Genomic DNA, 20,777 nt, shown 5'->3' with positions numbered 1-20,777 from the left:
CTTAGCGGAGCACAAACCTGAGACGATGATAGCAACCGGAAGCGCAAGCCAGTTCACCGTGCGCTCGAGCGAGATAGACTACCGGGGGCAGGCCACTTTGCCCGCCCTGGTCAGCTACATGCACGAGGCCGCCTGGGAAAATACCGTGACGCTGGGCATATCCATGTACGACCTGCTGAAGCAGGATATGACCTGGGTGCTGCAGCGGATGCGTGTGGAGATGTTCCGCTACCCCCGGCACAGCGAAAAGGTGTCCGTCGAAACGTGGGCCTCCGGCCGCGAGCGCATCTTCATGCACCGCGACTTCCGGATATATAACGCTGCGCGGGAGCTGCTGGGGCAGGCAACGAGCGTGTGGCTGGTGATGGACATGGTGAAGCGCCAGTTGGTGTCGCTGCCGGAGTTGATCACCAGCATAGAGGTGGTGCCGACGGAGGAGCCGCTGCCCTTCGCGAAAGGCAAGCTGCCACAGTTGCAGGAGGCCCTTTATGAGCTACAGATACCCGTGCGCTGGCACGACATCGACCTGAACCGCCACGTGACGAACACCCGTTACCTGCAGTGGGCCCTCGACTCCGTGCCGCTGGAGGTGCTGGAGCAGCAGCAGTTGCGCGAGGTAGAGATCATCTTCCGGGCCGAAAGCCTGCTGGGAGACACCGTGATCGCTGCCGTAGCACCCGCCGAAGCCCCATCTACCTATCTGCACAAACTCAGCAGCCAGGAAACCGGCAAAGAACTGGTGCAGGCCATCACGAAGTGGAGAGGGTTAGAAAGTTAAAATAATAGTGAGCTGGGGGCAGTTTCAGCAATCAAATCCTCAAGCCAGTTACAGGAAGCAGATAACATTCAGCAATAAACAATCAGCAATCACAATGGAAGTAGAAATAAGAAAAGGGCATAGAGACGACCTGCCGCAGGTATATGCGCTGATCAGGGAACTGGCCGAGTTTGAGCGGGCGCTGCAGGAGGTGACCAATACCCTGGAGGATATGGAGCGCGACGGCTTCGGCGAAAACCCGATCTACAAATTCTTCGTGGCAGAGACGGAGGCAGGCATTGTGGGCATCGCCCTGTATTATACCGCCTACTCTACCTGGAAAGGGAAGATGCTTTTCCTGGAGGACCTGGTGGTGACGGAGCGGCTGCGCCGCACCGGGATTGGCCGGAAGCTGTTTAAGGCGGTGGCGCAGGAAGCGAAAGAAACCCGGGCGAAGCGCTTTAAGTGGCAGGTGCTGGAGTGGAACGAGCCCGCCATTGCTTTCTACAAAAAGATCGGCGCCAACCTCGACGGTGAGTGGATCAACTGCAACATGAACGAAGAGCAGATTCAGCAATACCTCGGCTAAGGGCACTAGCCTATATAGGCTATAAATAGACAGCGCCGCTCCGTACCGGATACAGAGCGGCGCTGTCTATTTTAGAATCGTAAGAGCCGGTTATGGCTTGCTTGGGCGCTCTACGTCCGAGGCCACTACCTCCAGCATCGAACTGAAGATGACAAACTTGCCTTCGTAGCGTTTCAGGTGCCTTTGTTCCAGTTCCGGGGCGTGCTCGCGCTGGTACTCCTCGAGGTCCACCAAGCTGCGGCAATAGTACTGCACCGCGTAGGTGGTGCCGCCGTTTTCTACTTCGTTTATGAGGCGGGCAATCTGGTTGTTCAGGAAAAAACCTGTGCCCATCACGGCCGGTATATGCACCTCTTTCATCCACTGCAGCCATTCCCCGGCCACATTGTTGTCTATGTTTACTGTTTCGTTGTACAAGATCATATACAAAACTACGGATTTTAGGGCGGAAGGGGAGGGGGTTGCCAGCGGGTTTATTTCCGGTCGCTTCTGGATGTGCTATATAACGGATGGGTAGTGCCGGAGACGAGAAGCGATTGCATCAGGTTTCCGCCTGATGCCTGTAAGGCTGATCCCCGGGAGTCCGGAAACAATAGCGGTAAGAGCCTTTAAAGCTATATAAAGCGCATTTCTGCTGGCTGGGCCAAAGTTAACATCCCGGTAGTAGCCAGTTCCTGCGGTTGATCGTGGCGTTCCTCCGTCTTTTGCCTGTCGCCTGCTACCGAGGACGAAAACAGCACCAGGAAAAAGAACAGGATCGCCAGGAGCACTAAATCAGCTTTATCGTTGGCAGAAGGTCGGTACATGGCGTGCAGGTTAAATTCGGTTTTAACTATATATAATTATACTATGCTGCAGGCCTTTGAGTTGCCCGAAAATTGGATTAATTGAAAGGGTTTTTCTTATTCAGAATCGATCTACAGAAAAGTTTTCAGCTAATGCCCCAGACGCGGCATGTTATATATGCCGTAGCTACACTTGCTCCAGAAAGTTCAGGTCTTTGGAGTAGGTCTCCTCCAGCGTCAGGATAGCGGCCACCGCGATGGCGATGCAGACAGCCCCCAGCACCATCGCCGTCGGCACCAGGCCCCAGCCGTCTTTCAGCGCCTCGAAAGCCAGCGTAAGCGGTACCACGGCCCCGCGCACGAAGTTAGGCACTGTGGTGGTCACCGTGGCCCTGATGTTGGTGCCGAACTGCTCGGCCGCAATGGTCACGAACACGGCCCAGTAGCCGCTGGCCAGCCCCAGCGCCACGCACAGCAGGTAAAAATTGTCTAACGACAGGCCGCTGCTGAGCAGGTACAGGGTCACGAACACGCCCGTCAGCAGCAGGAAAGCGAGCACGATGTTCCGCCGGCTCTTTAAGCGCTGGCTCAGGTAGCCGCTCAAAAAGTCGCCGACCACCAGGCCAAGATAGCAGAACGAAACGGCCTTGGCCGCCGAAACAGTCTCCGCCACGCCCATCTCCACGCCAAATTCCGGGGAGAATGTGATCAGAATGCCCACCACGTACCAGATCGGCACGCCGATCAGGATGCACTTGAGGTATTTCCAGAAGCGTTCGCGGTTGGAGAACAGGCTCAGGAAGTTTCCACGTGTAACATCAACGGCGCTTTTCACATGCTGGAACATCCCGGACTCGTACACGCCGATGCGCAGGAAGAGCAGCAGGAAACCAAGGCCGCCGCCGATAAAGTAGGCCGTGCGCCAGCCAAACAACTCGCCTACAAAGCCCGCCAGAATAGCCCCCGATATGCCGATGGTCGCCACGATCATGGTGCCGTAGCCGCGCTTTTCCTTCGGCAGCACCTCGCTCACCAGCGTGATGCCCGCACCCAACTCCCCGGCAAGGCCCAGGCCCGCCACAAACCGCAGGAACGCGTACATGGGGATGGTGTTGACAAAGCCGTTCATGATATTGGCGACGGAGTAGAGGAAGATGGACCCGAACAGCACCGACAGCCTGCCCTGCTTATCGCCCAGAATGCCCCAGGCCACCCCGCCGATCAGCATCCCGAGCATCTGCATGTTCAGCAGCATCACCCCATCCTCCAAAAGTGCCGCCTGGCTCGTGACGCCTAAATCCCGAAGGCTGGGGATGCGCACAATGCTGAAGAGCACCAAATCATATATATCCACAAAGTAGCCCAGCGCCGCCACAATGACGGAGGTATTGAAGAGGATGTTTCCTTTGGAAGGTGTCGGTTCGGCAGCCATATATCGTTGCTCTAGTAGCTTGTAAGATAGCTTTTGTAGCCAAAATTGCAAAGGAGATGAGGCGGCCGCCGTTAAATCGAAGAGAAAAATATTTTTAAATTGTAATATAGTATATTCGTTAGTTCAGTTACAGTTATATGCCTACCGCCGGGCGGCTAAACGTAGTAACTCCCTATATCTACAAGTTATGGGTTAATTCAAGACTAAAATATGAACAAGTTTTTTACCTGGGAGTTTGCGAATAAATTAGCAATAATTTTTGGTATAATAGGAGGCATATATATTCTATATCAGTTCATTGACTATTTGCTTACTGAAGAACTAAAATTTGAGACCGAAATTTTTATTGTTGATTATCAAATTCCTGTAGATAAAAGAAAACAATACTATTCTGAAGAGTCAGAAGCAATTATTCCAAGAAGTTTTGATTCATATTATTTGTCACGTAACATCAGAGATTCTCTTGAAAAAATAATTGACTTTTCGAAATATAGCACATCAGATATTAAAGAATCTATCGAAAACTCGATTCCAAAAGAATTTGACCAAAGACTCTTAATAGATAGGATTGATTCATTATTGCTAAGAGAAACATACCCTCTAAGGAATACTAATTACTTTTTATATTCAAAACTAAAAAACAACAGTAATAATATTGTTAAGGAACTTAGATTTGAATTACCAGCAAGAGGTTATTATGAACTATACCTGAATGATGATTTAGTAAGGAAAGGTGATTTCCAAAGCAATATTAATATTGGGGAATTAAGACCTGACAATGCTTCTTTTCTAAAGATTTGGTCCTTTGACTACATTAACAAACATCAGCTTTCAGGTAAGGACATTAAGTACACATTTGAAAATGGCATTATTATTCCAACTCTACTTGACACAATAAAAGCAAAGGGCTTCATATATTGGGTTTACGATAATATTATTTGGGCAGTTTACTTATTGATAATCCTTCCGATTTACTTAACACTAATGATAGTTCTTAACTTGAAGTTTTTTAAAAAAAATAAAAAGGCAACAGAATAAAACAACCCATAACAAAAAATATAGTGCATTTAGCAAATAGTGATAGAAATGCAGACGATAGCAATAATTGCACATAGTAGTAAATTGAAAGATTGAAGCTTTGAAATGCCAAACGCACCATATTCAAACCGTTAGTACCCAAATTTAGCAGAAAATAACATGACAGAGTTTTGGGAGTCAAGCTTTCAGGATAAACAGGCAATGTGGGGATTCGAACCTGCTGATTCCGCAATTGCAACCGTGCAGTTATTCCGAAAAAATGGGTTTAAAAAGATTCTGATTCCGGGGTTCGGTTACGGCAGAAATGCGAACATTTTTACTGACAGTGGATTCGATGTAACAGGAATAGAGATTTCAGAAACCGCGATTGATTTAGCCAAAAAGCACTATGGAGACCATGTGAAAGTATATCATGGTTCTGTCAGTGCCATGCCGTTCGACCACGAACTGTACGATGGCATTTTTTGCTATGCATTGATTCACTTGTTAAGTGCAGCAGAGCGAATCAAACTCATCCATGATTGTTATAACCAACTCAGACCTGATGGATATATGGTTTTTGTGGCAATCTCAAAACATGATGTTACTTATGGGGAAGGGGAAAAATTAAGCGAAGACAGGTTTCTGACCAAGCATGGCGCGAAGCTGTTCTTTTATGATTCAGACTCCATAGAGAAAGAATTCGGTCACTATGGATTGGTTGAAGCTAAAGAGGTAGATGAGCCTGCAAAGAACAGGGGAAATAGACCCTCGCAAAAATTCTGGATGATCATAGGTAAGAAAGGAGAAAAATAAAAAATGCCACCGGCTAATAATGCAGTATATGCTAAAGGTGGGTGAAATAGAAAAACACGTTTATGATAAAGCTTCTGGTAACATTGGGCTTCTGCCTTTCCTATATCGTTCTTCCGGCACAGTGCCCCCAGGGAATGGTTACAAGTGATAAGAATCTGATAAAGAACGGAGATTTCGAAGAGGCTAAGGTAAACTTCAGAACGGACTACGTGCAACACGCTGTAGGCGAAGCCGGGCGATTCTCAATTGTGAGCAACCCAAAGTCGTTCTATGCGGGTTTTGGCGGCACAGGCGACGGGAAGTTTCTGGCGGTGGACGGGGCTACGGGTGCCAACAAAATCGTTTGGCAGCAGGAAATCGAGGTAAAAGAAAGCACGGTGTATTTATTCTCCGCCTGGGTATCCAACCTATATATGGTAAATCCTGCTGTGTTACAGTTTTCTATCAACGGTAAGCTCATAGGCAAACCCTTTCACACCCCTGCTGCGCAAGGGGTGTGGGAGCAGTTCTTCGTTAACTGGGATTCGGGAAAAAACAAGAAGGCCACGATTACCATTGTCAGCCAAAACCTTGATCCAGACGGGAATGACTTTGGCCTGGACCGCATAAAATTCTATGCATGTGAAGCGTCCTCCTTGGAGGAACAGCTAACAGAGGTGGAGCAGGGAAAGGTTATCGTGTTGAGAAATGTTTTGTTCAAAACCGCAAGTTCAGAAATAACCCCATCATCTTACGCAGAGCTTGACCAGTTAAGAAAGTACCTGCAAAGCAACCCGGCAGTTGAGATAGAGATAGCGGGGCACACCGACAGCGTGGGCGACGAGGGCTACAATCTGAAGCTGTCCCGGGAAAGGGCTGAGGCTATCGGCAAGTACCTGGTTGAGAAAGGAACGGAGGCAAGAAGGTTAACCATGAAAGGCTATGGCAAAGAAGTGCCTGTTGCTTCGAATGAAACCCTGGAGGGGCGCCAGAAGAACAGAAGGGTTGAGTTCAGGATTACCAAACTGTAAACCACGTGGCCCGGCAAAGGAGCGATGCTTTGGCCGTGCCTCGTGTACCAGGCGCGCTCGCTTATATATAGCTTTAAGAGCTAAGCCTTCTTATACCACTGTTACTGCTGTTGTTGGTTCGCTCTTCCTAATGATCCTATTTCAGCAATTGCTGTAGCCAAACAGAATCGAGTTTCCGGATGCACAAAGAGAATACTTGTCTTGAAGGGAATAAACAGCCCGGAAGATGCCTGCGCACTTGCTTAATTGAATTTTTTTCACATCTTCAACTAATTGCTTTCAATCAGGCTTTCGTGCCTGCAGACGCCATACGCTGGGTACCGATAGCACAATGATCCTTTCTGGTAAGTGAGAATTTAAATAATCCACAAATGAACACAAAGCTTTTAATGAGCGTGAGCGCTGTGGTCCTGGGAGTGACAGGAGTTACCTTGTCTTTTTTCCCCCAGGAAATAGCTGTCATTTTAGGGATGGGCGAGTCGTCCGATATTGTTCTGCAGGTATTGGGGGCACTGTATTTCGGGTTCGCTATGATCAACTGGATGGCCAAAGCAAGCCTGATCGGCGGGATCTACAGCAGGCCGGTAGCAGCCGGCAATCTCGCGCACTTTATGATGGGTGCGCTTGCTCTGACAAAGCTTACTTTCAGCGGTGCGAGTCTGGACTATATATGGGTTGCAGCGCTTGCCTATTCAGTTTTTGCAGTCCTGTTCGGATATGTTTTCTTTACCACGCCTGCCTTGAGTGGTAAGTCGGGTTAAAGCTATAGCAAGTGAACTCATGCATGCTTATACACAAACGGTGGTAGGAGGCTATTAAACCCAGCACAAGCTATACAAAGTTGTCGCAATTATAACCCGTTCCACATGAAAACACACCATCCCTGTCATATACCAGAATACCACACCCCATGCCTGAATTAATGAAGAAACTGCAGCTGAAAGCTGCGAACGGAATTTTGCTCCTGCATGCCCCGGAGGAGATCGCAAAAGCGTTATCGGAAGAAGGCGTTACGGTGACGCGTGCCGGGGAAGCGCCTGCCAGGGGAGCCTGCGATGCGGTGCTGCTTTTTGTGCAGCGCCAACAGCAACTGGAGCAGGAGGCACCACGGGCCATTGCCCTGCTAAAGCCAGGTGGGATGCTGTGGATTGCCTACCCCAAGAAATCATCCGGAATAGAAACTGACCTGACCCGCGACGAGGGCTGGCGCGCTGTGGCGGCGCTGGCATATGAGGCCGTGCGGCAGGTGGCACTAAACGATACTTGGTCGGCGCTCCGGTTCCGCCACCGCTCCGAGCGAAAAGCCCCGTCCATGTTTGGGGTAGATCTGCCCGGCATCGACAGGAAAACCAAGACCGTGACCGTGCCCGGCGACCTGCAGCAGGCGCTGGAGGAGGCGGGGCTGTCGGAGCAGTTCAACCAACTGGCGTTTACGCACCGGAAAGAGCATGTGGCGGCGGTGCTGGCGGCCAAGCGGCCGGAGACGAGGGCCAGCCGCATCCGGAAAGTAGTGGAGCAACTGAGCCGGAAGCAGGAAGCATAAGCGCAATGCAGGTGCTGGCACAAAAAAGGAGGCGCCCTATATATACGGCGCCTCCTTTTATATATGACCCAGGTTGGTTCTACTGAATCACGGTCGGGAAGTCAACTTCCACGTCGGTTTCACCTTTGGAGATGTCGCTGGTGGTGCCTTTGAGGCCTTCCTGGTGCTTCAGGGTTACTTTCAGTGTGCCGGAGCTTGCCTCCCCTGTTTCCAGCGTGCCTTCCAGGCCGATCGGGCGGTTGTTCTTATCCATATCCGTTTTCTGAATGGTTGCGTTTAGGTCGTTAGATGGTTGAAAGAACAACTCGTGCTCATCCCCTTCTGCCAGCACCTCGGCGGAGATGTCCACAGGAGGCGTCTTGCTGTCGTCAAAAAGGTCGACTGTAAAGTTATATACCGTGTTCGGCGCTAAAGTCAGAGTCCCGATTTCGGGGGTGCCGTTTTTATCCTGGTCTCCGAAGGTAACGGTCGCGTTCTGCCCTTTGCCTTCCGGCACCAGGTTCAGTGTCACCGTTGTGATCGTTTCCTGTTCTACCACCGGTTCAGGCTTTGGTTCATCGTCTTTGCAGGAAGTGCCGGCAACCAACAAAGCTCCTATCATGAGCGCGGAGTAGTAAGATTTCAATGGGTTTTTCATAAAATAACGGTAAAATTTAAGAGTGGTACATGAGTACGCTTTACATTCAAAATAGTTAATTTTTAAGATTTGCTGAAGTCCAGCGGCACCTTGATGCGGAAAAGCAGCAGCCGGCCCGCTTCTTCAGAAAAGTAGCGGAAGCGGTTCAGGTAATCCCGGTACGCGCTGTTGAGCAGGTTGTTCCCCGTGATGCCGAACTCCACCGGCTGCCTGCCTAGATGCACTGTGGCCCCGGCCCCGGCCTGCAGCAAAAAATAAGCATCCGGGGCGGGGGCAAAGTCCTCGTCGGTTTTAGTGGGCAGGCGCGTCTGCCTGGCCACGTAGGTGCCGCCCAGTGATATATAGGCACCGGAGAAACGGCTTCCCTCTTCAGCCTGCCCGAACTCGTAGCGCAGGCTGTTGTCGAACCTGTCGGCCGGGATGTTGATGAGATGGTCCTCGGCGGCGGTGTTCCTGGCGCGCACGATCGCTGTCTTTGAGTCGATTGTCAGGTTGGGGAGCAGGTTGTACGCCAAACTCAGGTCAATGCCTTTGAACGTGGCGTCAGTCTGCCTGTACCCGAAAGCCGGGAAAGCGCCGCGGACAGTCAGGATTGGCTCGGGCAGCGGCGACAGGTATATATAGTTGTTGATGACGTTGTAGTACAGGCTTAGCTGGCCGTTGAGCTGGGCGTTGCCGAAGTAATTGAGCGAGGCCTCGAAGTTATATGCCTGCTCCGAGCTTAGATTCAGGTCGCCTAGCTCGTAGGTGGCGGCGCTGTGGTGCACGCCGTTGCTAAAGAGTTCGTTCACGCTCGGTGCCCGCCAGGCCGAGGTGGCGCTCAGCCCCAGGGTCAGGTGATAGCCTACATCGTACAAAGCCCCCAACGTTCCCGACACATTGTTGAAATCGAAAGTCGGTTTTTGCAGCGTGCCGCTCGTGTCGAACTGCATTACCTTCAGGTGCTTATAATCGTAACGCAGGCCGGCTTCAAGTTGCAGCCGGTCTTTCCGCCACTTCTCAATAGCAAAGGCGCCGGCGGTTACCGCTGTATAATACGGCAGAAAGGCGCTGTACTTATAGGTGTTCTGCTGATAGATGGTGCTCACGCCCACGGAGCCGCTGAAGTTGCCGAGCGGCTTGTGCGCCCACACCGTTTCGGTGGTGTGCGTGTTCAGGTTGAGGTACAGGGCCGGGTTGCCGGAGGCCACGTTGTGCAGATCGTACTCCTCGCGCCTGTTGCGCTGCCAGCCATATATAAACTCCAGTCGGCCCGCCTCGCCGGTCTGCAGGTAAGCCTTCACCTTCAGCAGGTCGTGCTGCACCTGCTGGTACGGCCGCCCGATGCCGTAGGTAAAGCGCACCGTGTCGGCCCCGGCAGGCTTTCCACGCTCAATGGCGTATTTCAGATCCGAGAGATTGCCGATATGGGAAGCCCGCAGGATGCCCAGCTTTGTGTTGAACTGGCTGTAGAAAACCTCCCCACCGAATTTCTCCTTTTTGTAACCCAGCGCCCCCGAAAAGTTCTGCTCCCGGAAAGCGGTGTTCTGGAGGTAATAGTCCGGCGTCCGAACGTTCCCCGCTTTTTTAACGGTGCCCTGCAGGCGCCAGCTCAGCGGCGGAATTTTAGCCGAGTTTCCGTCTGCTGTAGCAGAGGCAGCGAACTGGCGGTTGTTGGTGCTGCCCAGCAGGTTCACCTCCCCGCCCACGCCCGGTGCGGCGGGCAATGCCTTTGGCTCCACGATCACCACGCCGCCAATGGCATCGGCCCCGTACCGCACGCCGGCCGCCCCCTTGATGACCTTCATCTCGGTGGCCACAAACGGGTCTATCTCCGGGGCGTGCTCCGAGCCCCACTGCTGCCCCTCCTGCCGCACCCCGTTGTTGAGGAGCAGCACGCGGTTGCTGTGCATGCCGTGTATAACAGGCTTGGAGATGGTGGGGCCGGTCTGGATAGAGGAGACGCCGGGAATGCGCTTCAGCGACTCGGCCAGCGAAAGGCCCCTTGTCTCTTCCAGTTCGCGCCCCGCCAGCGTCTGCGACGACTGCGCCTGCTCCTGCAAACGGCTGCCGCTTACTTCCACGGTGCTGAGGGTTTGGGGGGATGCGTGCAGCGCCAGGTCTTTTTCAGAGGAGGTAGTGAGCCGGAGGGTGAATTTTTCCGGCTCGTAGCCCACATAAGTCACCTGCAGGGTGTAGGTGCCCTGGCACAGGTGGTGGAAATGGTAATTGCCATACTCATCGGCGATGGAGGCCTGATGCAACTGCGGGATAGACACTGTAGCGCCAATGAGCGTGGCTCGGGAGTCATGGTCCAGCACCTTGCCGGAGAGTGTGAGGCCGCAATCCTGCTCTGAGATAGCGTCAAAGCCAGGACGCGGCTGGAACTGGGCCAGTGCCGGCGGCAACAGCAACATTATATATGCGGTGATCAGGGCAGCGGTAAACTGCAGGTATTTAGATAGAAGCACGGCTTGGATTTTAGCTGAAACACGGCAGCAGCCATAGAGGCGTTTGCCAGGCCCGTTATATACCGCTACTAACCACACCAGAGGCGCAGATGAGCAGGCACGGGCTTTTGTGTAAAGAGATATAGGGCACCCATGGCTGTAAGCATATATAGGCCAGCGGGTGAAAGAAGTAAGCAAGCAAAAACTAAGCCTTCGGTGGGCCGCGCAGGTACTGTTGGGAAAGGAGGAAGCCCTGCTCGCTGTTTATATAGGACGCGGCATAGGCAGTGGTATGCACAACAGGTACAAAGTAAAGCGAGGTAAGCGTGCCCAGGAAAGGCGTATCGAACACATCCTCTACCACACAATGCTTGTGCTTCATGCCCACCTGCGCCTTCTTGAGGTCGGTGCTGTCGGAATGGACGGTGTGGGTGTGCGGGTGCAGCTCCAGCAAAAGGGCATCCGGCACCATGGCCCTGCAGAAAAGCAGCAGCAGCAACAGGGCGATATGTCTCAGCAACTGGGGCACCTTCTATATACTATATATAATTCAGGGCAAAGGTAAGATAAATTCCACAATGTTGCATTTACAAAAGCAATTCCTGCTTTCTTTGCCGCTTTGGCTGCGCACATGCCCTATATAAACTGTCCCTGGTATATAATGTTGCCGACTTTCCGTCGATTTTCTGACAACCTGTCACAGTAGCGGGCGCTGCTGCCTGTGTGGAACAGGATTTGACAGCAGCTAAAGCGGATGAACCCGTCTGAGGTAAAAAGATTTTTCAAAAACATAAAGCATAAACATGGAAGAAAGAGGTAATATTTCGATTCACACCGAGAATATTTTCCCCATCATCAAGAAGTTTTTATACTCTGACCACGAGATTTTCCTGCGTGAGTTGGTAAGCAACGCCGTGGACGCAACGCAGAAAATGAAGCGTATCGCGTCTATCGGGGAGTATAAGGGCGAGCTGGGCGAGCTGAAGGTAAAAGTGGCGGTTGACAAAGAGGCCCGCACCATCACCATCTCCGACAACGGCATCGGCATGACGGCCGAGGAGATCAAGAAGTACATCAACCAGATCGCCTTTTCAGGCGCTGCGGAATTTGTGGAGCGCTTCAAGGACTCAGGCGAGAAAGACCAGATCATCGGCCAGTTCGGCCTGGGCTTCTACTCTGCCTTTATGGTGGCCGACCGCGTGGAGATCGTGACCAAATCATACCAGGAGGGCGCTGAGGCTGCCCACTGGACCTGCGACGGCAGCACTGAGTTTGCCATTATCCCGGCGCACAAGGAAGACCGCGGCACCAACGTGATCCTGAACGTGGCCGCCGACTCGGATGAGTTCCTGGAGAAAGAGCGCATCCGCACCATCCTCAACAAGTACTGCAAGTTCCTGCCGGTGCCGGTGGAGTTCGAGGGCGAGGTAATCAACAACCCGAACCCGATCTGGACCAAGCAGCCGTCGGAGCTGACAGACGAGGATTACAAGAACTTCTACAAGGAGCTGTACCCGTTCTCGGAGGCGCCGCTGTTCTGGATTCACCTCAACGTGGACTATCCGTTTAACCTGACGGGTATCCTGTACTTCCCGAAGATCAAGAACGACTTTGAGCTGCAGCGCAACAAAATCCAGCTGTACTCGCGCCAGGTGTTTATCACTGACGAGGTGAAGGACGTGGTGCCGGAGTTCCTGATGCTGCTGCACGGCATCATCGACTCGCCGGACATTCCGCTGAACGTAAGCCGCTCGTTCCTGCAGGCTGACTCCAGCGTGAAGAAGATCAACACCTATATCACCAAGAAAGTAGCCGACAAGCTGAACGAGAACTTCAAAAAAGACCGCGCTGGCTTTGAGACCATCTGGAACGATGTAAACGTGTTTGTGAAGTACGGCATGCTCTCCGACGATAAGTTCTATGAGAAAGCGAAAGACTTCGTGCTGCTGCAGAACACCGAGGGTAAGTACTACACGATAGAAGAATACAAGGCGCTGGTGCAGGCCAACCAGCAGAACAAGAACGACCAGCTGGTGCTTTTATATACCACCGATGCCGACAAGCAGCACGCCTTTGTGGAAGCCGCCCAGAGCCGTAGCTACGATGTGCTGAAGCTGGATTCCATGATAGACAGCCACTTTATCGGGTTGCTGGAGCAGAAACTGGAGAAAGTGACGCTGAAGCGCGTGGACTCTGAGACGATCGATAAGCTGATTGAGCGCGACGAGACGAAGGAAAGCGTGCTGAGCGACAAGGAGAAGGAAGACCTGAAGGGCATATATGAGCAGGCCATCAACAACCAGCACATGATCGTGGAGGTGGCCCCGCTGTCTCCGGACGATGCCCCGGTGGTGATCACGATGCCGGAGTTTATGCGCCGCATGAAGGATATGAGCAAGACCGGCGGTGGCGGCATGATGTTTATGGGCGATATGCCGGACACCTACAACGTGACCGTAAATGCCAACCACCCGCTGAACCAGCGCGTGCTGAACACGGAGGGCGAGACGAAAACAGCCGTGGCCCGTCAGGCGTTTGACCTGGCGCTGCTGTCGCAGAACATGCTCTCCGGCGCCGCCCTCACTACCTTCGTGAAGCGCAGCTTCGAGCTGATGACAAAAGAATAATACACTATTAGATTATACCTACAGTTGTAAGGCAGTGCCCGCAGGGTGCTGCCTTTTTTGCTTTTGCGCCGCCAACAGATGAAACTAACCTGCCGTAGGCAAAGTTATAGGGGCAGTTTTGCCTATTGGTGCCTATATGAAATATGCGCATCTTTACGTTAAACTTTGTAATCGGCGGTTGTTGGGCGTTGATTTTTAAGGAATTGTTAAATGGCTGGATGGTCAGATTGTTGGGTAGCTTTTTATTGCTTATATAGCTGAACCAACCATTTAACAATCAAACCATATAACCATCAATTTATTCGAAATTAGAAATGCGTCATTCTCTTCTTTTGGTCTTTTCTTTGGTGGCAGGCGCAGGCATGCTGTTGCTGGGCGGTTGCGGCCAGCCGAAATGGAACAGCGACTATCACCTGACCCAGGCACAACTGAAAGGAGGGGGCAAGGCCGAGGTGCTGGCTGACGGAGACACGATCAACCCGGAGGTGGAAGAAAGGACCGCGCTGGGGAAAGAGGAAGTAGAGGGGGAAAAGAAGCGCAAGAAGAAGAAATACAGCAAACGCTATTTCCTGGGCCAGAAGGTGAAGCGCGGCTTCATCAAATCGGGGAGGGGCTCCCGGGAAACGCTGGAGACCTTCAGTTACCTGGAGGAGTATCAGGCTCCCAATCCCTATGCCCCTTTAAAATACCTGTATGACGTGAAAAAGCGGAAACTCTACCGCACCAGCAACGACGAGGTAGACAAGGACCGCTACAAAGTACTGCACGGCCCTTATGAGAAGAAGATCGACGGGCAGGTGGTGGAGGAAGGTTACTTCTATGTGGGTACCAAGCACCTGCGCTGGGAAAAATACAAAGCCGACGAGGAAAGCACCCTGGTGGACAAGCACCATTATGAGAATGGCTTCGTGCGCGACGCAGTGGTAAGCTACTACGGCGACACCAAGAAGATAAAGGAAGTGATTCCGTACGAGTACGGCGAGGTGCAGGGCACCTATTACCGCTTCTATGAGAACGGGCAGGTGCAGTGGTCGGGGCAGTACGCCAAAGGCCGGAAAGTGGGCGTCTGGATCAACTACTACGACTTCCGGGGCCGCCGCCATTACGAATACCAGTACCCTGAAACAGCCTATGATGCCCCCTTTGAACCCTATCTCCTCAAGGAGTACGACCGGCACAACACCCTCATCTACGAGAAAGACAAGCTGGACAAGCGCTCGCAGGCGCAGCGCTAATGAAATGCGTCTTCAATGTGATGCACCGTTGGCGGCGAGGAGAGGGTAATGGAAATGATATCAAACCTGACCTCGTGTTGCCACTCCGTCTCTTCTATATAGGCCTCGGCGGCGCTTAGCAGCAGCGCCTCCTTCCTGAAATCAACTGCCTCCTCCGGATATCCGTACCTATCAGTACCTCTGGTTTTGACTTCTACAAAAACCAGCAGGTTCTCTTTCTGTGCAATTATGTCTACTTCTGCGCGCCTGTGCCTGTAGTTTTTCCGCACGATGGTATAGCCGTTATGCTGCAGATAGGCAGCGGCGCGGTTTTCGCCGTCCTGGCCGGTGCGGATATGGGCGTTTGTTTGAGAAGCCATGAATTATCCCGTAATTTGCATCAGTCTGAGATTAAAATGATCGTTCATTCCAAATTAAAGACGGATTATGAAGCAACTTGTTGAGGGGTTCGCACAACAGCTGCGTGACGCCATGGACATCGGAGAGAAAGCCACGGTTGCTTTCTCCAGCCCTCTATATAATAATGTGGTGATTGCGGGCATGGGTGGCTCCGGTATCGGGGGCGATATCGTGCAGGCGTACGTGGCCGATAAGCTGGAGGTGCCGGTGATCGTGAGCAAAGGCTATACTCTGCCGGCTTTTGTCGGGCTGGGCACGCTTTTCATCGCCTCCTCCTTCTCCGGCAACACCGAGGAGACCATCTCCGGCGTTAGAGCCGCCATGAACAGCGACGCCAGCATTGGCTTCGTCACCTCTGGCGGGGAACTGCTGCGGATTGCGCAGGAGGAGGGTATGCCGCACCTCATCATACCCGGCAAGTCGAAGCAGCCGCGGGCGTGCCTGGGCTATTCCCTGGTAGAGATGCTGTACCTGCTGCACTACGCAGGCCTGCTGGACGACACCTTTAAAACCGAGCTGCGCCAAAGCATTAGCCTGCTGGAGGAACAGGCGGGCATCATCAAAGTGCAGGCAAGCGCCCTGGCCAACAATTTCCATAATAAGCTTCCCGTTCTCTACGTTAGCAACGCACTGGAGCCGGTGGCTGTCCGCTTTCAGCAGCAGCTGAATGAAAACGCCAAGCAGCTGTGCCATGTAAATGTATTTCCGGAGATGAACCACAACGAGATCGTAGGCTGGCAGCACCCGGAAAGTATATATGAGCAGCTGTCGGTTTTGCTGATCAGGACAGCCTACGATCACCCGCGCGTGCGCCTGCGCATGGACCTGTCGAAGAAAATATTCGAGGACAAGGTGCAGGACGTGGTGGAGATAGAGGCGCAGGGGGCCACCTACCTGGAGCAGGCGCTTTACCTCATCCACCTTTTCGACTGGGTGTCGGTGTACCTCGCGGAGCTCAACAACGTGGACCCCAACACCATCGACAACATTGATTACCTGAAAGGCGAACTCTCAAAGCAATAGCGTGCAGAAAAACACAGATATAACATTCGAGCACCTCGGCCTGATTGATTACAAAGAGGCGTGGGAGTACCAGGAGAAAGTATTTAACAGCGTGCTCGAACTGAAGGCGCAGAACAGGAATGCCGCAGCGGGGGCGCAGCAGCCCACGCCCAACTACCTGTTGTTCTGCTCGCACCCCCACGTGTACACGCTGGGCAAGAGCGGCCACGAAGAACACCTGCTCCTGAACGAGGAAGGGCTGCGAGAGAAAGGCGCGACGTACTATAAAATTAACCGGGGCGGCGACATCACCTACCACGGCCCCGGGCAGCTTGTCGGCTACCCGATCTTGGACCTGGATAACTTCTTTACCGATATACACAAGTACCTGCGCTACCTCGAGGAGGCCGTGATTCTGACATTGGCGGAATACGGCGTTTCCGCCGGCCGTATACCGGGGCTCACAGGCGTTTGGCTGGACCACGAGGAGCAGCGCAACCCGCGCAAGATATGCGCCATGGGCGTGAAGTGCAGCCGCTGGGTCACCATGCACGGCTTTGCCTTCAACATCAACGCCGACCTGGACTACTTCAACAACATCGTTCCCTGCGGTATACCCGATAAGCAGGTAACATCGCTGGCAAAAGAGCTGGGGCATGAGGTACCGATGGCGGAAGTCGAGGAAAAACTACAGAAGCACCTGGCAAACCAGTTCGGGGCCACCATCACGACAGCAACACATGAAGAAAGACATTGACTTTGGCACCGTAGAGGGCATCGCAGTGGCGGTAGCAACCTCGGAAAACGAGACGGGGGAACCGGTATGGAATGTATACCTGCTCAACAACAATCCATTTCCGATTGAAACAGTACTCGTCGCCTCCAAGGGCTACGGCTACCAGGAGGGCAACGAGGTGAAGACGTCGGTGCTGCGGCATATGTTCGAGCGCGTAGAGGCGAAGAGCTTTGTGCAGGTCGAGCCGATCGACCCAGCTATCTTCCATATCAACAACGAGTATTGGGTGAGCTACTACATCGGCACGCAGATATATGACAAGCGGTTCGTATTCGTGCCAGACTCCATAAAGGCTGAAAACCTGATTGAAATAAGCATGCTGCAGATGCAGGGGATTCTGCACTCGTAGTGAATGCCGCCGGCTGGGTTCAGGCAGAATGCAAAAGCATAATTTATTGTGTTTTTAAAAGAAATTTGCTTGTATATTTGCCTGATAATTAGCCGTTGGCAAGGCGGCGTGTGCTGTTGTTTAACATGTGAAAGAAGTAAAGCCCCTTCTTTGCTTCAGTTCTTGAGCTTATGGATCAGAGAATCTTACCCCTCATACTCGCCTTCAGTTGGGCTTTCCTCATTGCTATATTCGCTGTTCCGTCTATCATCCGGGTAGCTCACCTCAAGAACATTCTTGACAAACCCAACGTGCGCACCGTGCACGAAGAACTGACCCCGCGCCTCGGTGGCCTGGCCATGTTTGCGGGGTTTATGTCGGCGCTCACCATTTTCACTGACCTGGCCAATGGGGTGCAGCAGCTGCTGGCCGGCTGTATCATCCTGTTCTTTATCGGTCTGAAGGATGACCTGATCTCTATCTCGGCCCTTAAAAAATTCGCGGTGCAGCTCCTGGCGACGGGTATTGTCATGTTCATGGCTGATATCCGCATCACGAGCTTTCAGGGCATTTTCGGTATTGGGGAGCTGCAGATAGGGATGAGCTATGGCTTTACTTTTCTGGTGATCATAGGCATCACCAACGCGATCAACCTGATTGATGGGCTCGATGGCCTGGCCGGGACCATTGTGCTGATCATTGCCTGCACCTTCGGCATTTATTTCTATCAGTTTGGCGGTGCCTCGTATGGCAACTACGCGGCGGTCGCTTTTTGCCTCATTGGCGGCATACTGGGTTTCCTGCGCTATAATTTCCACAAGGCCACCATCTTTATGGGCGATACAGGGTCGCTGCTTTGCGGGTTTATCGTGTCGGTGCTCGCGATTCAGTTCATCGAGATGCGGGCGGAGCCTGCTGCCCCGGCCGTAGCCCTGGGAATCCTGTTTGTGCCGCTCTTCGATACCATCCGGGTTTCAATCATCCGCATCATGAAAGGCAAGTCGCCCTTCATTCCTGACAGGAACCATATACACCACCGGTTGCTGGCCATGGGCTTTAACCAGATCAGTACCGTGCTTATACTGGGGTTGATTAACATCCTTGTGATTACGTTTGTCATCAGCTTCGGGGAGTCGGGCAACCTGGAGATCCTGATGGCCTTGCTGTGCTTTTCGGTGGTGTTGAGTGTCGTATTAGGAGTATATAAATCACGTAGTGCACAAAGCGTCTCGAGTGCGAAAGCAAAAGCATAGCCTCTTTTTCCTCCTCCTGTATATCCTTATATGGCTGGCCGCGGCCCCAGTGTGTGCCCAGGTGTTGCCGCTTGAGCAGAAGAACGCCGTTACGGCCGACTGGCTGGTGCGCGGGGAGAACGGGGCGCAGCTGGTGCCTTATGTGGCTGGCAGGCACACGGGGTACAACGCGCTGCACCAATGGCTTTCGGTGGAGCAGGGGCAGCCTTTCACGATCGGGTTTGCCGCACCCCAGGACCTTTGCCTCTTCCTGAACAACCAACTCATCTTCAAGGCGGATTTCTCGGCAAACTATACCTTAGACATCGCCAGGTACAGCAAGGGCATGGCCCCGGTGGAGGGGAAATACCTGCTGACGGTGTGGCACCCGGAGCAGCAGCCCAACATCAACACGTTCCGGAATCAGCCGCACGACCCCGGGCTCCTGCAGGAAGCCAGCCAGCGGCCTCTGTCGGTGCGAATGCGCGATTACGTGAACCAGAACGCGTTTATTGTTTTCATGCTGTTGATCGGTTTGCTGTATGGCGCACTGCGGACCAACTTCCCGAACGACTTCAGTGGTCTGTTCCGGCTGGATTCTTTTGTGCGGACCAATGCACTGGAAGAGGGCGTTTTGGTAAAGCCCATCAGGTCGCTGTCCAGCCTGCTCTTTCTGCTGGCTTTCTCGCTCACGCTGGCGCTGCTGATCGCGGCCATCCACACCCATGTGCAGCAGTTCCAACTGGTTAACCAGCTCTTCCCCGTGTCGGAGGCCGACATTACCACCAAGGTGCTTTTCTACACCCTCCTCATTTTCGTGGTGATCCTGCTCAAATACCTTTTCCTGAAGATTATGGGATTTATCTTCGGGCTGGAGCAGGTCGTGCGGCTGCAGTACCGGGAGTTTATTAGATCGATACTGTTTCTGGGGATCTTCCTGCCGCTCGTTATGCTGCTTTACCTGGCTCTGAACACCGTCATCCCGGGGACCATTCTGCTGATATCGAACCTGGCCGTTTCGATGGTGTTGATTGTCACGCTTCTGCGGGTGTTCTCGGTTGTAAATAAAAAAGCGCCAGTACTAAATTTGCATTTATTTTCATACCTTTGCGCCACAGAAGTGATTCCGCTTGCCATTATGCTCAAGTTGATCGTTTTCAACTTTTAGTTTCACTAATTGGGGCAAGGGCGGGCATTGCAGCAGGGATATATTTAATAACCGTATCAAGTTACTATGGCTGAAAGCAACGCAAAGGGCAGTGCGAACCCTGAAAGGTACAAAGTTCCGATCAAAACTATTCTGGTGACGCAACCACAGCCTACAACCGATAACTCGCCCTATTTATCTATCGCTGAAAAGTACGACATCAAAGTAGACTTCAGGGCGTTTATTGAGGTTGAGCCGGTTCCTTTTAAAGAGTTCAGGAAAGACAAAGTGGATATTCTGGCGCACACGGCTGTGATTTTCACCAGCCGCAACGCCGTGGACCACTTCTTCAGAATATGCCAGGAGAGCAAGATTGAAATGCCCGCTGACATGAAGTACTTCTGTATCTCAGACCAGACGGCATATTACCTGCAAAAGTATATCACCCTGCGCAAGCGCAAGCTCTTTGTCGGCGAGAAAACCGCCAAAGACCTTTTTGAGGTGATCAAGAAGCACAAGAACGAAACCTACCTGTTCCCCTGCTCCAATATCCGCAAAGAAGACATCCCGGATTTCCTGTCAGCCAACAAGATCAAGCACACAGAGGCGATCATTTATAAAACCGTGGCGGCCGACCTGTCGGACCTGGATGACGTGACTTATGACTGTATCGCTTTTTTCAGCCCGTCTGGCATCAGCTCGCTCTTCATCAATTTCCCGGATTTCAAGCAGAACAATACCCGCATTGCCGCTTTTGGCCCTACAACAGCCAAGGCCGTCCGGGACGCAGGCTTAGAGCTCGACATAGAGGCACCCATGCCCAACGCCCCGTCCATGACAGGCGCAATCGAGGTATATATCCAGAACCAGATGCAGCATCTAAAAAAATAGGAGAATACGTAACTTTTATTTCAAGAATCCATAGTTAGTAAAACGCAAATGCAAGCGCTGCATGATGGCAGGCGGGCATTTGCGTTTTAGTGTTTAATAACTATA

22 protein-coding genes are annotated in these 20,777 nt (G+C 52.4%); 15 read left to right on the top strand and 7 right to left on the bottom strand.

Going from position 1 to position 20,777, the window contains the following annotated elements:
- The first annotated feature begins 25 nt into the window (after positions 1 to 25).
- Entirely contained in the window at positions 26 to 778 is a 753-nt protein-coding gene (locus ABD920_RS00215; RefSeq protein WP_345156109.1) for an acyl-[acyl-carrier-protein] thioesterase, read from the top strand.
- A 94-nt stretch (positions 779 to 872) separates the two neighbouring features.
- Positions 873 to 1,346 carry a GNAT family N-acetyltransferase gene (locus ABD920_RS00210; RefSeq protein WP_345156108.1) on the top strand — a complete coding sequence of 158 codons (474 nt, stop codon included), beginning with the start codon at positions 873 to 875 and terminating at the stop codon, positions 1,344 to 1,346.
- A gap of 90 nt (positions 1,347 to 1,436) precedes the next feature.
- On the opposite strand, the gene ABD920_RS00205 is transcribed toward ABD920_RS00210, so the two are convergent.
- The 3 genes from ABD920_RS00205 to ABD920_RS00195 all read right to left on the bottom strand — a co-directional run bounded on the left by ABD920_RS00205 (position 1,437) and on the right by ABD920_RS00195 (position 3,563).
- Positions 1,437 to 1,769, bottom strand: a complete 333-nt coding sequence (locus ABD920_RS00205) for a DUF4286 family protein (protein WP_345156107.1) — start codon at positions 1,767 to 1,769, stop codon at positions 1,437 to 1,439.
- A 191-nt stretch (positions 1,770 to 1,960) separates the two neighbouring features.
- On the bottom strand, positions 1,961 to 2,152 hold the full coding sequence (locus tag ABD920_RS00200; protein ID WP_345156106.1) for a hypothetical protein: 192 nt from the start codon (positions 2,150 to 2,152) through the stop codon (positions 1,961 to 1,963).
- Between the two features lie 166 nt (positions 2,153 to 2,318).
- Entirely contained in the window at positions 2,319 to 3,563 is a 1,245-nt protein-coding gene (locus tag ABD920_RS00195; RefSeq protein WP_345156105.1) for an MFS transporter, read from the bottom strand.
- Positions 3,564 to 3,773: 210 nt separating this feature from the next.
- On the opposite strand from ABD920_RS00195, the gene ABD920_RS00190 reads away from it, so the two are divergent.
- The 5 genes from ABD920_RS00190 to ABD920_RS00170 all read left to right on the top strand — a co-directional run bounded on the left by ABD920_RS00190 (position 3,774) and on the right by ABD920_RS00170 (position 7,949).
- Entirely contained in the window at positions 3,774 to 4,601 is an 828-nt protein-coding gene (locus tag ABD920_RS00190) for a hypothetical protein (protein WP_345156104.1), read from the top strand.
- Positions 4,602 to 4,760: 159 nt separating this feature from the next.
- Positions 4,761 to 5,396, top strand: a complete 636-nt coding sequence (locus ABD920_RS00185) for a class I SAM-dependent methyltransferase (RefSeq protein WP_345156103.1) — start codon at positions 4,761 to 4,763, stop codon at positions 5,394 to 5,396.
- Between the two features lie 62 nt (positions 5,397 to 5,458).
- Positions 5,459 to 6,406, top strand: a complete 948-nt coding sequence (locus ABD920_RS00180) for an OmpA family protein (protein WP_345156102.1) — start codon at positions 5,459 to 5,461, stop codon at positions 6,404 to 6,406.
- A 371-nt stretch (positions 6,407 to 6,777) separates the two neighbouring features.
- Complete coding sequence (locus ABD920_RS00175) at positions 6,778 to 7,167, top strand: hypothetical protein (RefSeq protein WP_345156101.1); 390 nt, start codon at positions 6,778 to 6,780, stop codon at positions 7,165 to 7,167.
- Positions 7,168 to 7,316: 149 nt separating this feature from the next.
- The gene (locus ABD920_RS00170) at positions 7,317 to 7,949 is read left to right on the top strand and encodes a YdeI/OmpD-associated family protein (protein WP_345156100.1); all 633 of its coding nucleotides are present in this window, start codon (positions 7,317 to 7,319) and stop codon (positions 7,947 to 7,949) included.
- Positions 7,950 to 8,028: 79 nt separating this feature from the next.
- Here the strand turns inward: ABD920_RS00170 and ABD920_RS00165 are convergent, their stop codons facing one another.
- The 3 genes from ABD920_RS00165 to ABD920_RS00155 all read right to left on the bottom strand — a co-directional run bounded on the left by ABD920_RS00165 (position 8,029) and on the right by ABD920_RS00155 (position 11,535).
- Entirely contained in the window at positions 8,029 to 8,586 is a 558-nt protein-coding gene (locus ABD920_RS00165) for a hypothetical protein (RefSeq protein ID WP_345156099.1), read from the bottom strand.
- 62 nt (positions 8,587 to 8,648) lie between these two features.
- Positions 8,649 to 11,036: a TonB-dependent receptor gene (locus ABD920_RS00160; RefSeq protein ID WP_345156098.1), complete on the bottom strand. Its 2,388-nt coding sequence runs from the start codon at positions 11,034 to 11,036 to the stop codon at positions 8,649 to 8,651.
- Between the two features lie 184 nt (positions 11,037 to 11,220).
- Positions 11,221 to 11,535, bottom strand: a complete 315-nt coding sequence (locus tag ABD920_RS00155) for a hypothetical protein (RefSeq protein ID WP_345156097.1) — start codon at positions 11,533 to 11,535, stop codon at positions 11,221 to 11,223.
- A gap of 283 nt (positions 11,536 to 11,818) precedes the next feature.
- Between ABD920_RS00155 and htpG the strand changes: the two genes are divergently transcribed.
- Together htpG and ABD920_RS00145 are read left to right on the top strand one after the other, a co-directional pair.
- Positions 11,819 to 13,642 carry a molecular chaperone HtpG gene (gene htpG, locus ABD920_RS00150; protein WP_345156096.1) on the top strand — a complete coding sequence of 608 codons (1,824 nt, stop codon included), beginning with the start codon at positions 11,819 to 11,821 and terminating at the stop codon, positions 13,640 to 13,642.
- 314 nt (positions 13,643 to 13,956) lie between these two features.
- Positions 13,957 to 14,877: a toxin-antitoxin system YwqK family antitoxin gene (locus ABD920_RS00145; RefSeq protein ID WP_345156095.1), complete on the top strand. Its 921-nt coding sequence runs from the start codon at positions 13,957 to 13,959 to the stop codon at positions 14,875 to 14,877.
- Here the strand turns inward: ABD920_RS00145 and ABD920_RS00140 are convergent.
- Entirely contained in the window at positions 14,874 to 15,236 is a 363-nt protein-coding gene (locus ABD920_RS00140; protein ID WP_345156094.1) for a YraN family protein, read from the bottom strand. The two genes, ABD920_RS00145 and ABD920_RS00140, sit on opposite strands and share 4 nt — an antisense overlap.
- A 67-nt stretch (positions 15,237 to 15,303) precedes the next feature.
- Between ABD920_RS00140 and ABD920_RS00135 the strand changes: the two genes are divergently transcribed.
- From ABD920_RS00135 to ABD920_RS00110, 6 genes are all read left to right on the top strand, one after another.
- Complete coding sequence (locus ABD920_RS00135; RefSeq protein WP_345156093.1) at positions 15,304 to 16,299, top strand: bifunctional phosphoglucose/phosphomannose isomerase; 996 nt, start codon at positions 15,304 to 15,306, stop codon at positions 16,297 to 16,299.
- A 1-nt stretch (position 16,300) separates the two neighbouring features.
- Positions 16,301 to 17,035: a lipoyl(octanoyl) transferase LipB gene (gene lipB, locus ABD920_RS00130; RefSeq protein ID WP_345156092.1), complete on the top strand. Its 735-nt coding sequence runs from the start codon at positions 16,301 to 16,303 to the stop codon at positions 17,033 to 17,035.
- On the top strand, positions 17,019 to 17,423 hold the full coding sequence (locus tag ABD920_RS00125) for a hypothetical protein (RefSeq protein ID WP_345156091.1): 405 nt from the start codon (positions 17,019 to 17,021) through the stop codon (positions 17,421 to 17,423). Before lipB ends, ABD920_RS00125 begins: the two co-directional genes overlap by 17 nt.
- A gap of 170 nt (positions 17,424 to 17,593) precedes the next feature.
- Entirely contained in the window at positions 17,594 to 18,655 is a 1,062-nt protein-coding gene (locus ABD920_RS00120; RefSeq protein WP_345156090.1) for an MraY family glycosyltransferase, read from the top strand.
- Positions 18,636 to 19,802, top strand: a complete 1,167-nt coding sequence (locus ABD920_RS00115) for a DUF4271 domain-containing protein (RefSeq protein WP_345156089.1) — start codon at positions 18,636 to 18,638, stop codon at positions 19,800 to 19,802. The genes ABD920_RS00120 and ABD920_RS00115 overlap by 20 nt, the downstream gene beginning before the upstream one ends.
- 66 nt (positions 19,803 to 19,868) lie before the next feature.
- The gene (locus ABD920_RS00110; RefSeq protein WP_345156088.1) at positions 19,869 to 20,672 is read left to right on the top strand and encodes a uroporphyrinogen-III synthase; all 804 of its coding nucleotides are present in this window, start codon (positions 19,869 to 19,871) and stop codon (positions 20,670 to 20,672) included.
- Positions 20,673 to 20,777: the final 105 nt, after the last annotated feature.

This window comes from Pontibacter saemangeumensis, assembly GCF_039541895.1.
Classification (GTDB): Bacteria; Bacteroidota; Bacteroidia; order Cytophagales; family Hymenobacteraceae; genus Pontibacter; species Pontibacter saemangeumensis.
This window is presented reverse-complemented; position numbering and strand designations above follow the sequence as displayed.

Coding starts and splice junctions, on each gene's coding strand:
- ABD920_RS00215 (WP_345156109.1), top strand. CDS start 26: ATGATAGCAACCGGAAGCGCAAGCCAGTTCACCGTGCGCTCGAGCGAG.
- ABD920_RS00210 (WP_345156108.1), top strand. CDS start 873: ATGGAAGTAGAAATAAGAAAAGGGCATAGAGACGACCTGCCGCAGGTA.
- ABD920_RS00205 (WP_345156107.1), bottom strand. CDS start 1,769: ATGATCTTGTACAACGAAACAGTAAACATAGACAACAATGTGGCCGGG.
- ABD920_RS00200 (WP_345156106.1), bottom strand. CDS start 2,152: ATGTACCGACCTTCTGCCAACGATAAAGCTGATTTAGTGCTCCTGGCG.
- ABD920_RS00195 (WP_345156105.1), bottom strand. CDS start 3,563: ATGGCTGCCGAACCGACACCTTCCAAAGGAAACATCCTCTTCAATACC.
- ABD920_RS00190 (WP_345156104.1), top strand. CDS start 3,774: ATGAACAAGTTTTTTACCTGGGAGTTTGCGAATAAATTAGCAATAATT.
- ABD920_RS00185 (WP_345156103.1), top strand. CDS start 4,761: ATGACAGAGTTTTGGGAGTCAAGCTTTCAGGATAAACAGGCAATGTGG.
- ABD920_RS00180 (WP_345156102.1), top strand. CDS start 5,459: ATGATAAAGCTTCTGGTAACATTGGGCTTCTGCCTTTCCTATATCGTT.
- ABD920_RS00175 (WP_345156101.1), top strand. CDS start 6,778: ATGAACACAAAGCTTTTAATGAGCGTGAGCGCTGTGGTCCTGGGAGTG.
- ABD920_RS00170 (WP_345156100.1), top strand. CDS start 7,317: ATGCCTGAATTAATGAAGAAACTGCAGCTGAAAGCTGCGAACGGAATT.
- ABD920_RS00165 (WP_345156099.1), bottom strand. CDS start 8,586: ATGAAAAACCCATTGAAATCTTACTACTCCGCGCTCATGATAGGAGCT.
- htpG (WP_345156096.1), top strand. CDS start 11,819: ATGGAAGAAAGAGGTAATATTTCGATTCACACCGAGAATATTTTCCCC.
- ABD920_RS00145 (WP_345156095.1), top strand. CDS start 13,957: ATGCGTCATTCTCTTCTTTTGGTCTTTTCTTTGGTGGCAGGCGCAGGC.
- ABD920_RS00140 (WP_345156094.1), bottom strand. CDS start 15,236: ATGGCTTCTCAAACAAACGCCCATATCCGCACCGGCCAGGACGGCGAA.
- ABD920_RS00135 (WP_345156093.1), top strand. CDS start 15,304: ATGAAGCAACTTGTTGAGGGGTTCGCACAACAGCTGCGTGACGCCATG.
- ABD920_RS00125 (WP_345156091.1), top strand. CDS start 17,019: ATGAAGAAAGACATTGACTTTGGCACCGTAGAGGGCATCGCAGTGGCG.
- ABD920_RS00120 (WP_345156090.1), top strand. CDS start 17,594: ATGGATCAGAGAATCTTACCCCTCATACTCGCCTTCAGTTGGGCTTTC.
- ABD920_RS00110 (WP_345156088.1), top strand. CDS start 19,869: ATGGCTGAAAGCAACGCAAAGGGCAGTGCGAACCCTGAAAGGTACAAA.